This window comes from Pseudomonas sp. 2(2015), from assembly GCF_000955865.1.
In the GTDB taxonomy this organism is placed as follows: Bacteria; Pseudomonadota; Gammaproteobacteria; order Pseudomonadales; family Pseudomonadaceae; genus Aquipseudomonas.
The window spans coordinates 16100-30113 of sequence record NZ_JYOF01000016.1 but is presented as its reverse complement, the minus strand read 5'-3'; the positions used below and the strand labels follow the sequence as shown (position 1 = coordinate 30113).

The following is a 14014-nucleotide window of genomic DNA, read 5'->3' as shown; positions in this document are numbered from 1 at the left end:
CTCAGAGCTCCTTGGGCGCTGTAGCGGCCTGATACGCCGCGCGGCCACGCGGGCCATGAAAATAATCGTGAATCCAGGCGTCGTCGGTGTCTTCGACCTCGGCGATAGGCCCGGCCACCAGCACCTTCTTCTGCGACAGCACGGCGACGCGGTCGGTGATGGTGTAAAGGGTGTCCAGGTCGTGGGTGATCAGGAACACGCTCAAGCCCAGGGCGTCGCGCAGGGTCAGGATCAACTGGTCGAAGGCCGCTGCGCCAATCGGGTCGAGGCCGGCGGTGGGTTCGTCGAGGAACAGGATGTCCGGATCCAGCGCCAGCGCCCGGGCCAGGGCCGCGCGCTTGATCATGCCGCCGGACAGCGACGAGGGGTATTTGTCTGCCGCCGAAATCGGCAAGCCGGCCAGCGCCAGCTTGACCCCGGCCAGGTGCTCGGCATCGGCGCGGCTCAGGCCTGCGTGTTCGATCAGCGGCAAGGCGACGTTCTCGGTGACAGTCAGCGACGAGAACAACGCGCCCTTCTGGAACAGCACGCCGAAACGCCGCTCGACCAGCGAGCGTTGCTCGTCGCTGGCGCTGCTCAAGTCCTGGCCGAACACTCGCACCTGGCCTTCGTTGGGTCGGCGCAGGCCGACGATGCTGCGCAGCAACACCGACTTGCCGCTGCCCGAGCCACCGACCACGGCGAGGATCTCGCCGCGGTACAGGTCCAGGTCGAGCTGCTCGTGCACGCTCTGGGTACCGAAGCGGTTGCAGATGCCGCGGGCCTCGATCACCGCTTCACGTGGCTTTGTGTGGATCTCGCTCACCAGCCCATCTCCATGAAGAACAGCGCCGCCACCGCATCCAGGACGATCACCACGAAGATCGACTGGACCACGCTGGAGGTGGTGTGGGCGCCGACCGATTCGGCGCTGCCACTGACCTTGAAGCCCTCAAGGCAGCCGATGGCGGCGATCAGGAAGGCGAAGAACGGGGCTTTGACCAGGCCGACCAGAAAGTGCTGCACGCCGATATCGCTTTGCAGCAGCGACAGGAACATCGCCGGCGAGATACCCAGTGACAGCGCGCAGACCACCGCGCCGCCGATAATGCCGCAGAGCATGGCGACAAAGGTCAGCAACGGCAGTGCGATCAGCAGTGCAAGCACCCGCGGCACCACCAGCAATTCAACCGGGTCGAGGCCCAGGGTGCGGATGGCGTCGATCTCTTCGTTGGCCTTCATCGAGCCGATTTGCGCGGTGAAGGCACTGGCGGTGCGCCCGGCCATCAGGATGGCGGTCAGCAGCACGCCGAATTCCCGCAGGAACGAGAATGCCACCAGATCGACGGTAAAGATGCTCGCGCCAAAGCTGGCCAGCACCGTGGCGCCAAGAAAGGCCACCACTGCCCCCACCAGGAAGGTCAGCAGTGCAACAATGGGCGCGGCATCGAGGCCGGTCTGTTCGATATGCGCAACCACCGAGGTGACCCGCCAGCGCTTGGGCTGGAACAGGCGCAGGAACAGGGTTTGCAGGATCAGGCCGACGAAGCCGAGGATCTGCAGGGTGTCTTGCCACAGGGTGTCGACTGCGCGGCCGATGCGGGTGAGCAGCTGGATCAGTACCGAGCGCTCGGGTTGTTTTTCCGGGATGCAGAAGTCTTGCACCGAGCAATACACGGTCTTGAGCAGCGCCTGGCTGGCGGCGGGCAAGTGCGTGGCGGTTTCGGTCAGCCGCGCCAGGCGTTCGGCGCCCAGCAGCTCGACCAGCAACGCCGCACCGGCGGTGTCGAGCTTGCCGAGCTGGTCGAGGTCGACCTCGGTAGAGGCGTCGTACTGGCCGGCCAGGCTGTCGCTGCTGCGCTTGAGGCTGGTGTAGTTGGCCAGGGTCCAGTCACCGACGATCCGCAGCCGTGGCGGGCTGCTTGCAGTGTCCAGGGTGGCGCTGGCGTGTGTAGTCATAGGCTCCATGCAGTCCGACCAACGGTTCGCAGCCTCAGAGCATAGCGTTACTCGGCCGCGGGTGCTTGACCATCGTCAACCACCTTGAAGCGCAGTACGCCGATGACCTGGCCGTCTTCGGTGAGCACCCGCACCTGCCAGCGCCCCACCGGGTTGCCGGGGAAGTTCTGCTTGTGGGTCCAGGCGCGGTAGCCTTCCTTGCGCCCGCCATGGATGTCCAGGGCGATGCGGTCAACCTCTTTGCCCTCGAATTGCCAGACGTGGTAAATCCGCTCGTTCAGCCCGCGTGGGGCGTTGATCGCGGTGAAGGCATAGAGGCCTGCGCGTATTTCACTGGCTTTGATCTGCTCCAGGCTCTTGCCCGGGGTGCGGTTCTCGACCTGGGTGCTGACTGCCACTTCGGTCATCCACAGGGTTGCCGGCGGCACCCAGGAACGCAGCATCCAGCCGCCGGCGCCGACGGCCAGGGTCATCACCACCAGCATGATCCCCCGGCGCCAGTGGCTGATCGGGAAGCTGCTGGCAAGGCTTGGGAACGACAGCAGCATGGCGATGCCCAGGGCCAGCTTGAAGCTCTGCGAGGTGGTCAGGTGAAGGATGATCGGCAGCGCGGTGAGCAGCGCGGCAAACAGCGTCAGGGTATGCAGCGCCAGGTACAGCCAGCGCCGCGGGGCCAGCCACTTGTAGTACAGCGGGTCGATGATCGAGATCAGCCCGGCGGCGGCGAGAATGCCGGTGAACACCAGTTGGCCGCTGTTCCAGGTGGTGGTGACGAAGAAAAACGGCAGGACGAAGAACAGGCTTTCCTGGTGGATCATCTGCGTTGCGTAGCGCAACAGCGGCTGGGGGATTTCGCGCTTGAAGACTTTGGCGAAGACCTTGGTGAAGGTGTTCTCGAGCATCAGCCAGATCCAGCTGATGAGCATGACGATGGCAATCCAGCTGGCCAGGCTTTCCTGGCGATCGACCAGGATGAAGCTGCCGACACCGGAGATGAAACCGCCGAGGGCGATGACCCCGGGGTAGCGCTTGATCAGCTCGATCAAGCGCTGGAGGTAAAGAGGCATGAAGGTGTTCGCAAGGTCAGGTAAAAACCATCACAGGATACTCTGTAGGAGCGGGCTTGCCCCGCGATGATTTCAGCGCGAACGCCGCCGCCCCCAGATAAGCACCCCGGCCAACAACACCCCCACCGCCAGCGCCACCCAGCCATACAGCTCGTCGTAGCTGAACAGTGGCTTCTCGATCCGCACATAGCCGGGCTCGGCCAGCAACTGCTGCAGGGCCTGGTTGGCATCTTCCAGGCTGATCCGGCGCAAGGCCCGCGCCGGATCGGCAAAGCGCCCTTCGTCAAAGTCGTTCAAGGCGCCCCAGTAGTAATCGGCCAGGGCGCTGTTGCCCTGGGTCGACCAGGCTTCGCGGTCGATGGCAGCCTGCTTGATGCGCTGGAAGGTCGCCGGGTCCAGGCCGTTTTTGCGCAGGCGCTCGAGCATGGCCGCCAGGGCTTGCTCGGCGGCATCGACATCGGCGCGGTCGAGGTCGGCGTTGAGTACCATTAGCCCGGTATCGCCGAAGCTCTCGCGTTGGCTGAACGGGCCGTAGGAAAACCCGTGCTTGAGCCGCAGTTCGTCGTACAGCGCCCAATCCAGGTAGCGCTGCAGCAGGTCCCAGGTCTGGCTGTGGTCGTTGTCCAGCACCGGTTCGAGGAACAACCAGTGCAGGCGGGCGCTGTCGCCCAGCCAGCCGCGAATCAACTCCCGGCGTGCCTCGGCTTTGTGGGTGACGCCGTCCAGTACCCGGCGCTCGCCTGGTTCGACCGCTGGCAGCTCGCCATAGGTGCGTTCCAGATAAGCCGGCAGCAGGCGGTCGAGGCCGCCAACCACGATCAGGGTCATGTTGTTGGCCGCGTACCAGTGCTGGCGCAGGTCGTTGACCTGCTCCAGGGTCATGTCCTCGATCGACGAACGTTCGGCGCATTTGAGCCCCAACTCCACGGCCAACTGGTCGCTGGCGCGATGGCCGAGGTCCTGGCGATCGAGCCAGCGCTGCAGGTGCGAGTAATGGCCGCCGTCTTCGCGCTCGACGATGCGCTTGGACAGCTGCAGGGCTTTTTCATCGATCTGGGTGTCGTTGATCACCGCCAGCAGCAGGTCGAGCACCTTGCGCTGGTTGCGTGCCGGCGCCTCGATGACGAAGGTGGTATCGGCGCTGCTGGTATAGGCGTTCCACTCCCCGCCCAGGGCTTGCATGCGCTCTTCCAGGCCGCCCTCACCGCCCTCGTCGATACCGCTGAACAGCAGGTGTTCGAGCAGGTGTGGCAGCTCCTGGCGCTCGCAGGGAAAATCATCGAAGCCAACGCCGACCACCAGGCGGATCGACACATGGTTGCGTTCGTAACCTGACTTGAGCACCACCTGCAGACCGTTGGGCAGCAGGTAGCCCTCGACCTGGGAGCGGTCGAGGGCAAAGCCGGGCGCGCAGCCCAGCAGCAGGCAAATGAACATCAGGCAACGCATGGCGAGCTTCCTTGCGGGAGTTCTTGGGGTGTCGCGATCACGGTGAATGAGCGTCGTCCGGCACGCTGTCGAGCAGCAGGCCGCCAGTATCGGCGCCGCCCAATACCACATAGGCACTGCTGCAGAACAAGGAGTTCAATCGTTTCATGTCGGCGATCAGCTCCAGGTGCAACGAACTGGTCTCGATACTTTGCACCACTTTACGTTGCAACCGGCTGACATGGGCATGGGCCAGGCGCCGCTCCTGGGCGCGGAAGCGGCGTTTTTCCCGCAGCAGCTGGCGGGCGCTTTCCGGGTCGGCGCTGAGAAACACCGACAGGCCCAGGCGCAGATTGGCCAGCAACTGGCTGTGCAGGCTGGTCAGTTCTTCCAGGCCCACCTCGGAAAACTCGCGGCGTTGCGAAGTCTTCTGCTGCTGGACCTTGCGCAGCATGCGCTCGATGAGGTCGGCAGCCAGCTTGAGGTTGATCGCCAGCTCAATGATCTCGGCCCAGCGCCGGCTGTCCTGCTCGCTGAGATCTTCGCGGGGCATTTGCGCCAGGTACAGCTTGATGGCGTTGTACAGCGCCTCGACGTCCTCGCCCAGGCCGCGCATCTGCTGGGTCATGGCGGTCTGGGTACCGCGCAGCACGTTGAGCATGGCATCGAGCATGCTGTCGACCAGGTCGCCCATGCGCAGGGTTTCGCGCACCGCGTTGGCCAGGGCCAGGCTTGGCGTGGTCAGTGCGGTCGCGTCGAGGTGACGCGGGCGGGCGCGGCCGTTGGCTTCTTCGCGCTCGGGCAGCAACCATCTGCACAGGCGGCCCATGGGCGTCACCGTCGGCAACAGGATCAGGCAGCGCAGGGTGTTGTAGAGCAGGTGAAAGCCGATCACCAGCTCCTGGGGGCTGAAACTCAGGCTGTCCATCCACGCCACCAGCGGGTTGAGCACTGGAATGATCAGCACCAGGCCGATCAGCTTGTACAGCAAGCTGCCCAGTGCCACCTGGCGCCCGGCGGCGTTTTGCATGCTGGTGCTGAGAAAGGCCAGCAGGCCGCTGCCGATGTTGGCGCCAATGACCAGGCCGATGGCCACCGGCAGGCTGATCAGCTCGGCGCCGGCCAGGGTGGCGGTGAGCAGCACGGCGGCAAGGCTGGAGTAGGAAATCAGAGCAAACAGGGCACCGACCAGGGCATCGAGGAGGATATCGCCGGTCAGCGAGGCGAACAGTACCTTCACCCCCTGGGCATGGGTGATCGGCGCCGCCGCTTCGACGATCAGCTGCAGGGCGAGGATGATCAGGCCCAGGCCGATACCGACGCGGCCCAGTTGCCCGGCGCGGGTTTGCTTGCGGGAAAGAAAGAAGATTACCCCGAGAAAGATCAGCAGCGGCGACAGCCATGACAGGTCAAAGGTCAGCACCCGCGCCATCAGCGCGGTACCGACATCGGCGCCGAGCATGATCGCCAGCGCCGGGGTCAGGCCCATCAGGCTCTGGCCGACGAACGAGGTCACCAGCATCGCCGTGGCGTTGCTGCTTTGCACCATCGCCGTCACCAGGATGCCGGCGATAAACGCAAGCGGGCGCTTGGACATGTTCTGGCTCAGTACCCGGCGCAGGTTCGAGCCGTACACCCGCAGGATACCGGTACGCACGATGTGCGTGCCCCAGATCAGCAACGCCACGGCGGAAAGCAGATTGAGCAGGGTCAGCATTGAAAAGGCCCCCTGTTGTGCGCCCCAGCGGGGCAAATGGATGATGCCGTGAGCCTGTCCTGCTGCCAGGCGGTTTTCCCAGTGCTCACTTAAGCTGTAGTCGGCCAATGGCCGTGGCGCCAGCATCGCATAGCCACGCCAGCCTTTGAAACAAAACTGTCATGACGCAAGATGAAAAAAGGGCCCTGCGCAGGGCCCTTTTCACCAGCACCGGGATTACTGACCCGGGATGTCCTTGCGAAGTTTCACCGGATCGCTCTGTTGCTTCTTCTTGGCCATGGCCGTGCGCATCTTGATGTTGATCGCCTCGACCGCCAGCGAGAACGCCATGGCGAAGTAGACGTAGCCTTTGGGTACGTGAACGTCGAAGGATTCGGCAATCAGCACGGTCCCGACCACGATCAGGAACGACAGGGCGAGCATCTTCAGTGACGGGTGCTTGTCGATGAAGTTACTGATGGCGCCGGCGCAGAGCATCATCACCAGCACCGCGACGACGATCGCGGCGATCATCACCGGTACGTGGGAAACCATGCCCACCGCGGTAATCACCGAGTCCAGGGAGAAGACGATGTCGATGATGGCGATCTGGATGATGGTGTAGAAGAACTTGCCGCCGGCGCCGCTTGGCTCGTCGCTGGTTTCGTCTTCACCTTCCAGGCCGTGGTAGATCTCCTGGGAGCTTTTCCACAACAGGAACAGGCCGCCGAAGAACAGGATCAGGTCGCGCCCGGAAATACCCTGGCCGAACACCACGAACAGGTCGGCGGTCAGGCGCATGACCCAGGTGATCGACAGCAGCAGGAGGATGCGGGTGACCATGGCCAGCGCCAGGCCGAAGATCCGGGTGCGCTGCTGCATGTGCTTGGGCATGCGGCTGACCAGGATCGAGATCATGATGATGTTGTCGATACCGAGAACGATCTCAAGCGCCGTCAGAGTAAAAAAGGCAACCCAGATCTCTGGGCTGGTCAGCCATTCCATGTGTATTCCTTCGAACGATGTAAGCACAACGCCCCAGGCGATGGGGCGCGGCAGCGGTTAGGTGATTCTGTTGTCTTATAGGCTACTGAACAGGGGGAAAATTCCCATGAGCAGCGCGGCGAGCATTATGCACAGGCAGATCAGCACTGCCCACTTCAGGGTGAAGCGCTGATGATCGCCGAACTCGATGCCGGCCAGGGCCACCAACAGGTAGGTAGAGGGTACCAGCGGGCTGAGCAGATGCACGGGTTGGCCGACGATCGACGCGCGGGCCATTTCCACCGGCGAGATGCCATAGTGGCTGGCCGCTTCCGACAGTACCGGCAACACCCCGTAGTAGAAGGCGTCGTTGGACATGAAGAAGGTGAACGGCATGCTTACGACTGCGGTAATCACCGCCAGGTAAGGCCCCAGCGCATCAGGAATGACCGCCAGCAGGCTCTTGGACATGGCATCGACCATGCCGGTGCCGGAGAGGATGCCGGTGAAGATACCGGCGGCAAAAATCAGCCCGGTCACCGCCAGCACGCTGCCCGAATGGGCGGCGATACGGTCTTTCTGCTGCTGCAGGCACGGATAGTTGACGATCATGGCGATACTGAAGGCGATCATGAACAGCACCGGCAGCGGCAGCAGACCCATGATCAGCGAGACCATCAGCACGGCGGTCAGCGCGCCGTTGAACCACAGCAGTTTCGGGCGACGGGCGTCGGGGAACTGCGAAACGCTGATTTCGCTGTGATCGATCTCATCACCAGGCAGGTGCAGTTCACCCAGGCGCGCGCGTTCCCGCTTGCCGTAGGCGTAGGCAATCGCCAACAGGGCGACGACACCAGCGAGCATCGCCGGAATCATCGGTACGAAGATGTCCGAGGGGTCGACATGCAGGGCGCTGGCGGCGCGCGCGGTCGGGCCACCCCAGGGGGTCATGTTCATGATGCCGCCGGCAAGGATGATCAGGCCGGCCATGATCCGTGGGCTCATGCCCAGGCGGCTGTACAGCGGCAGCATGGCGGCCACGCAGATCATGTAAGTGGTGGCGCCGTCGCCATCCAGCGACACCACCAGGGCCAGCACGGCAGTGCCGACCGAGACTTTCAGCGGGTCGCCCTTGACCAGTTTGAGGATCTTGCGCACGGCCGGGTCAAACAGGCCGGAGTCGATCATCAGGGCGAAATACAGGATCGCGAACATCAGCATGACCCCGGTCGGCGCCAGTTTGCTGATGCCTTCGAGCATCATCGGGCCGATCTTGGCGGAAAAACCACCGAACAGGGCGAACAGGATCGGTACCAGGATCAGCGCGATCAAGGCCGACAGGCGCTTGGTCATGATCAGGTACATGAAGGTGATGACCATGGCAAAGCCGAGGAAGGTCAGCATGGGAGTACTCCAGGCGTAGCGCGGCGAAGGAAGAACGATTCGGGCGGATCAGCGCACAGGGCGCAGCGCGTGGAATAACGGAGGGATTGCTGCAGGGAGGCGGGCGTAGGAAAGCATCAGTATCACCATTGTTGTTGTTAATTGGGCCGGGCGCCGCATGCAACGAACGGGGCCCTGGCTGACCGGTCTTGTGCCGGTAGTGGTGGCAATCCTAAGGTGGGAAGCTTTCAGCCAGCTTTCGCTGGCCCAAAGCCGACGAGAGGTGCATTGTTGGTTATCAGCCTGTAGGCAACAGGAGGGAGCGATGAGTGATACGTACGAAGGCGGCTGCCATTGCGGCGCCCTGCGCTACCGGATTCAAGGTCCGTTGACGGATGTTGCCCACTGCCATTGCTCGGTGTGCCGACGGGTCAGTGGTGGTTTGCTGATCACCTGGCTGACGGTGAGTTGCGAGGATTTCCAATGGTTGAGCGGTACGCCGCAGCGCTACGACTCGTCTGCCAGTTGCGTGCGCTATTTCTGCAGCCGGTGCGGGGCCCATGTGGCGCTGACCACCGATCTGAGCCCGGAGAGCATCGATGTTACTGTGACCACTCTCGACCAGCCGCAGCTGGCGGCGCCGAACCGACACATCTGGACTGCCAGCCGCCTGCCGTGGTTGCACCTGGACGAGCATCTGCGCGGCGAGCCCGGGGAGACGCTCTAGGTTTCTACGGATTTACTCGATGATCACCCCGCCCAGGCCCTTGGGAGTGTTGAACGACTGACCGCGCAGCTGTTCGGCCTGGCGCAGGATGATCTGCGCCTGACGGTTGCCCGGATCCTGGCTGAGCACCCGGTTGGCCAGTGAGCGCGCGGTGGCGCCGTCGCGGCGGGCCAGGGCACTACGCGCCTGGCTCAGCTGCTGGCCCACCAACCCGGCGTTGGCTGCCGGCGCCACCGGTCGTTGCACCGGCCGGGCAACAGGTGCCACCCGCGGCTGTACTGGCGGTGCCGAGCGCGCCTGCTGCTCCAGTTGTTGCTGGCGTTTGGCAAGCTGGGTCTGTTCGTCATGAAGCTGTTGCTCCTTGGCCGCCAGCTCACGGGCTTGCTGCTCGCGCTGCGCCTGTTCGGCTGCTGCCTTGCGCGTTGCTGCAGCGCTTGCGGCAGCGGCGGCGGCCTGGGCTTGGGCCTGCTGATCGCGTTGCTGACCCTCTAGCCCGGCCTGTGCGCGTTGCAGCAAGCTGATGGCGCGCGGGTCCTTGCTTTCGATGCGCAGGGCGCTTTCGGCCTTTTCCAGTGCGCAGTTGTACTGGTTCAGTCGCAGGCAGCCCTGCCCTGCGGCCAGTTCTGCCTCGAACTGCTGCAAGGCCTTTCGAGCGTTCATCTGATAGGCCGCATAACCACCCACCGCAACCAGCACGGCGATGGCCAGCGCGGCCTGGCGCGCGACATTGCGTGGTTTGCTCACCTGGGCCACGACCGGCGCTTGCGGCGGCGCGGTGGCTGCCACGGCGCGTTCGATCTCGGCGCTGGAGATGGTCACCTGCCGTGGCGGCTCGGGCGCTTTGGCCACCGGTGCTGGGGCTGTCGGCGTTTCGCTCGCGACAACGGCCGCTGCCACGGCTGCCGGAGCGGCAACCGGTGCGCTGGTCACCACCTGGCTGCTGGCACCGCAATATGGACAGAACAGCACCGGGCCACACAGGGCCTTGCCACACTCGCCATTGGCGCAGTTGAGGGGGAAGGCCGGTTTTTTCGCAGATGCGGACATAGGGCTCAGGCCTTCCTCAGTTCACAGGCGGTGGCGCCATCGGCGCGACGGGCGGTGGCGTGCCTACCGGCGGCGCCGCAGCAGGGGCCGGGGCAAACAGATGGGCAAGTTCGAGAATCTGCCCGGCGCTCAGCCAGGCGGCCATGCCTTCGCGCCACAGCAGGCTGTCGCGGGTGATCTGGCCGGTTTGCACATACTGTTGCAGCTGGCTGCTGGTGTACGGGCCGTAGTTGCTGCCAGCCACGCTCAGGTGATAGTTGAACTGCGGCGTAGCCACCGGTGGCGGCGCGATACCGGCAACACCTGGCGGTGGCGCAGCCATGCCCGGCATCGGTGCCGGTGCGGCGCTGGCGGCCGGCTGGAACAGCGCGTCGAGCCAGCCGCTGCTGAAGCACTCCTTGCGCAGGGTGCGTTTTTCGCTGTGCTCGTCATGCACTTCGTCGCGATAGACGTCGGCGCGTGAGCCGTTGACCGGTTCGGCGAATTGCTCCAGCAGCGCTCGCGCCTGCTCTACCAGGCGTTCCGCGGTATCCGGGGCCTGGCGCTTGAGGCGGTTGTCGTACTCGTTCTTCAGCAACTCAGCGATCTTGTACGGGAAGGTCTGGTACAGCGACGACACCCCAAGCTCGTTCTGGCGCATCTGCGGCTTGTAGGCGCCGCGGCGCAGGTCTTCGAACAGCGCGACCATGGCCGCCAGCTGCTGCGGGCTGCGCAGTTGCTCGTAACGCTGGCGCAACTGGTCTTCGATGTCTTTGCGTTGCACCTGGTTCAGACCGTTCTGACGGATCGCGAACTCGTCACCGATGCTGAAGTAGTCCTGGTCGATCATCAGCTCGTAACGTTCCGACGGGTTGCGCCGCAACACCCCAACGGCCACCGCGTGCAGGTACAGCTTGAAGTCTTCGGCGAACTGGCGGTACTGCTCCTGGGTGAACTGGATCGGCTGTACGAACTGGCTGATACGCTTGTGGCTGTGCAGCGGAATCGTCGTGCTTTCCTTGCGGTAGCTGGCCAGGTAGGTCGGCAGCGGGGTCAGGGCCGGCAGCGGGAAGCCGCTCAGCTCAGTGAAGCAGATCAGCTTGCCCGGGGTGCCGGACTCGACGAACTGGATCTGCCCGGCAGTCATGCCGGTGCCCTGCGGCAGGCACTGGGCGAGCATGGCGCCGTAGGTGCGCTTGAATTCGTTGGCATCCTGCACGCCCACCAGGCAGGTGTAGCGGTCCTTGACGATGCCGAAGCCGCCGGTGAGGTTCAGCGGCGCCCAAGGCATGGCCCGTTGCAGTAGCTGGCGGAATTTTTCCCGCTGTTCGTCCGGGGTCAGCGCGGCCAGGGCGCTGAGCAGCGGGTCGATGCCCTGGTTTTGCTTGGGCAACTGCTGCACGGCCTTGCTGCGCAGTTTGCCCAGCAATTCTTCCTGGCCCTCTTCGTCCTGCAGTTTGCCGAACAGCACCTTGGAGCCGCCAAAGTCCTTGAAAGCGTCTTTGGCCCACTCGCGCACCTGGGCGCCATCGACGACCTGTTCCTCGCTGCTTTGCACCAGCGCCAGCGGGATCAGGGTGGCGTGTTTTTCCTTGATGCTGGCGTCGATCTTGCTGATATCGGTTTCGATCCGGCGCAACAGCTGGTCAACCGCATTGCGTCCGTCCTGCAGGCGGCCAACGAAGCCGTTCCATACTGCACGGCCGCTGTGGTCGACCGACTCCTTGCGGCCCAGCCACTCGGACAGCTCGCGCAGCAGTTGCGCCGCTTCACGGGCAGCGACATGGCGCACGTAGAACAGCAGGCTGTCGCGCAAGGTGTCCTTGACCTGGGTGAGTACGGTCTCGGCCTGTTTGTCCTTGCCGCTCAGGCGGGCCATCAGGCCGCCGCCGGTGGTTTCCTTGAGGCGTTCGAACTCGCGGGCCAGCTCCGAGGACTCCAGCTTCTCGGCCAGTTCCTTGAAGCGCGCGGCGTTCTTTTCCAGCGCCGGGATGATCCCGCTGCCTTCGTTTTCGAGGCGGTCCTTGAGCATCTCGACCAGCGCCAGGGTGTAATCCAGGCCGCCACGCTCATCGTCGTCCAGGCGCCGGAAGAGTTTTTCCGGCAGGGCGTCTTCGCGTACCAGTTCGGCCAGGCGGCGCTGGCGGTTTTCCTTGATGCGCACTTCGTGGTTGCGCTCGGCGCTGTCGATGTTGCTGCCCTTGGTGTCGCGCTCCAGCTGCTGCTGGATTTCACGCACGTGGGTCAGCCACTGGTCCTTGTCGGCGCCGCCATTTTGCAGGCGCTCGAAGAGCATCTCGACCTTTTGCTCGATCTGCGCGGTGACGCTGTTGTCGCCCTCGACCAGCAGCAGGTCGTCAGCCACCTGATAGTGGGTGAACTCACCGGTGGCCAGGGTCAGCTCGACCTTGGAAAGGAAGTCCGGCAGCTCGGTGAAGGTGCGCGCAGTGACGTTCAGTTGCTCGCGCAGAAAGTCATCGCGCTCGCGGTCGGTTGGCCGGTTGTCGTTGGCGGCGGCGTTGGCGATGCCGAAGAAGGCCTTGAGCATCTGCTGCACCTGACGGCTCAGGCGCACGTTCTGCCGTGCATCGATCTGGGTGTCGAGCACCGCCTGGCCCAGCGCGGAGTACGAGCACGGGAAGCGCAGCTCGGTATCGTCGCCGTAGTCCTGCGGCAGGCGCACGGTGTAGGAGCGGATCTTGTGCTGGTTCTGGTTGACCGCGATCGAGCGCTTCTTGTTGGCGAAGTCCTGGGAGGTGAAGTCGGTGAACAGCACATCCGACAGCATCTCGTAGATGTCTTCCTGGTCACTGGTCTTGGCCTGGGCGACGTTGCTGTTGTCGACGATGTAGACGTCGTCGTACGGACGGCTGTCGATGAACAGGTTGTCGGTTGCGTCCCAGTGCTTGACCAGGCGGTTGCCGCGCATGCTGGTTTCCAGCTCCATCAGTGCTGCGTAGCCGTTGGCCTGCACGCGCTCGGTGTTGAAGGCATGGAAGCCGCCGGGGAGGACGAAGAACAGGTCGACCTTGCCGGCAATGTTGTTCTCCTTGAGGATCGCCTTGGCCAGGTAACCCATGTCGAGGAACGAGCCGGAACCGGTGCCGCCGGCAGCCGAACCGCTGATGACGATGCGGATCTTGCCCGGGTCGATTTCCAGGCCGAGCTTTTTCAGCTTGTCGGCATGGCCACCGATGTTGGCCAGCAGGCGGTTGACCTTGTCGCGCAGCTTGTCGCGGATCACCGGGTACTTGTCGTAGAAGTACAGGCGCGACAGCGCGCGGATCTGCCCGGCACCCTTGGACGGGTCGATACCCAGGGCGCGGATCTTGTCCGGGGTCAGCGGGAACCACTCGGCCACTTCCCGGTGGCGGTTGAGCTCGTCCATCGAGTGGGTGTATTTGCTCAGGTTGAGCGGCTCGATGATCTTTTCTTCGGAGGTGAAGGCGACCTGCTCGGCGAGCACGTCGGTCTTGATCGACTTGCCGTCCTGAGTGACTTCGCCGGCATCCAGGTCGAAGTTGACGAACTGTACCAAGGGGAAATCGGCAATCTGCTGAACCTGGTTGTTGCCGCCCCAGATCGCATTGAGAATGCGCCGGCGCAGGCGAATGTTCACCTTCATGCCGGTACCGCCCAGGGCGATGAACAGCGTCGGGTGGATCTTCTCGCTGACCGCGTTCAGCGCCGCCGGGCCGGAAGGTTGTGCATTCTCGTTCATCTTCAAACTCCATGAGCCCTGGCTGGGCTGGCCGAGTCAGCTCG

The 14014-nt window shown here is 63.9% G+C and carries 10 protein-coding genes; 1 reads left to right on the top strand and 9 read right to left on the bottom strand.

The window, feature by feature from the left end:
- Window position 1 precedes the first annotated feature (1 nt).
- The 7 genes from UB48_RS21095 to UB48_RS21065 form a co-directional block, all read right to left on the bottom strand.
- Window positions 2–796 carry an ABC transporter ATP-binding protein gene (locus UB48_RS21095; RefSeq protein ID WP_176794308.1) on the bottom strand — a complete coding sequence of 265 codons (795 nt, stop codon included), beginning with the start codon at window positions 794–796 and terminating at the stop codon, window positions 2–4.
- 5 nt (window positions 797–801) lie between these two features.
- Entirely contained in the window at window positions 802–1947 is a 1146-nt protein-coding gene (locus UB48_RS21090) for an ABC transporter permease (RefSeq protein ID WP_045200628.1), read from the bottom strand.
- 38 nt (window positions 1948–1985) lie between these two features.
- On the bottom strand, window positions 1986–3005 hold the full coding sequence (locus UB48_RS21085) for a DUF5924 family protein (RefSeq protein ID WP_045200627.1): 1020 nt from the start codon (window positions 3003–3005) through the stop codon (window positions 1986–1988).
- A 72-nt stretch (window positions 3006–3077) separates the two neighbouring features.
- Window positions 3078–4454: a pitrilysin family protein gene (locus UB48_RS21080; protein ID WP_045200625.1), complete on the bottom strand. Its 1377-nt coding sequence runs from the start codon at window positions 4452–4454 to the stop codon at window positions 3078–3080.
- 37 nt (window positions 4455–4491) lie between these two features.
- The gene (locus tag UB48_RS21075) at window positions 4492–6150 is read right to left on the bottom strand and encodes a Na/Pi cotransporter family protein (protein WP_045200623.1); all 1659 of its coding nucleotides are present in this window, start codon (window positions 6148–6150) and stop codon (window positions 4492–4494) included.
- A 216-nt stretch (window positions 6151–6366) separates the two neighbouring features.
- The gene (locus tag UB48_RS21070; RefSeq protein WP_045200621.1) at window positions 6367–7134 is read right to left on the bottom strand and encodes a TerC family protein; all 768 of its coding nucleotides are present in this window, start codon (window positions 7132–7134) and stop codon (window positions 6367–6369) included.
- 75 nt (window positions 7135–7209) lie between these two features.
- Window positions 7210–8517, bottom strand: a complete 1308-nt coding sequence (locus tag UB48_RS21065; protein WP_045200619.1) for a CitMHS family transporter — start codon at window positions 8515–8517, stop codon at window positions 7210–7212.
- A gap of 304 nt (window positions 8518–8821) precedes the next feature.
- Between UB48_RS21065 and UB48_RS21060 the strand changes: the two genes are divergently transcribed.
- A complete protein-coding gene (locus UB48_RS21060; protein ID WP_045200617.1) occupies window positions 8822–9223 on the top strand; it encodes a GFA family protein in 402 nt (133 codons plus the stop codon).
- A 12-nt stretch (window positions 9224–9235) separates the two neighbouring features.
- On the opposite strand, the gene UB48_RS21055 is transcribed toward UB48_RS21060, so the two are convergent.
- Together UB48_RS21055 and UB48_RS21050 are read right to left on the bottom strand one after the other, a co-directional pair.
- The gene (locus UB48_RS21055; protein WP_045200615.1) at window positions 9236–10270 is read right to left on the bottom strand and encodes a hypothetical protein; all 1035 of its coding nucleotides are present in this window, start codon (window positions 10268–10270) and stop codon (window positions 9236–9238) included.
- Window positions 10271–10286: 16 nt separating this feature from the next.
- On the bottom strand, window positions 10287–13970 hold the full coding sequence (locus UB48_RS21050; protein ID WP_052676550.1) for a tubulin-like doman-containing protein: 3684 nt from the start codon (window positions 13968–13970) through the stop codon (window positions 10287–10289).
- Window positions 13971–14014: the final 44 nt, after the last annotated feature.

What these genes read in the sequence shown, in the direction of transcription:
- UB48_RS21080 (WP_045200625.1), bottom strand. Translation starts at nt 4,454, where the DNA reads ATGCGTTGCCTGATGTTCATTTGCCTGCTGCTGGGCTGCGCGCCCGGC.
- UB48_RS21055 (WP_045200615.1), bottom strand. Translation starts at nt 10,270, where the DNA reads ATGTCCGCATCTGCGAAAAAACCGGCCTTCCCCCTCAACTGCGCCAAT.
- UB48_RS21065 (WP_045200619.1), bottom strand. Translation starts at nt 8,517, where the DNA reads ATGCTGACCTTCCTCGGCTTTGCCATGGTCATCACCTTCATGTACCTG.
- UB48_RS21050 (WP_052676550.1), bottom strand. Translation starts at nt 13,970, where the DNA reads ATGAACGAGAATGCACAACCTTCCGGCCCGGCGGCGCTGAACGCGGTC.
- UB48_RS21060 (WP_045200617.1), top strand. Translation starts at nt 8,822, where the DNA reads ATGAGTGATACGTACGAAGGCGGCTGCCATTGCGGCGCCCTGCGCTAC.
- UB48_RS21090 (WP_045200628.1), bottom strand. Translation starts at nt 1,947, where the DNA reads ATGGAGCCTATGACTACACACGCCAGCGCCACCCTGGACACTGCAAGC.
- UB48_RS21075 (WP_045200623.1), bottom strand. Translation starts at nt 6,150, where the DNA reads ATGCTGACCCTGCTCAATCTGCTTTCCGCCGTGGCGTTGCTGATCTGG.
- UB48_RS21070 (WP_045200621.1), bottom strand. Translation starts at nt 7,134, where the DNA reads ATGGAATGGCTGACCAGCCCAGAGATCTGGGTTGCCTTTTTTACTCTG.
- UB48_RS21085 (WP_045200627.1), bottom strand. Translation starts at nt 3,005, where the DNA reads ATGCCTCTTTACCTCCAGCGCTTGATCGAGCTGATCAAGCGCTACCCC.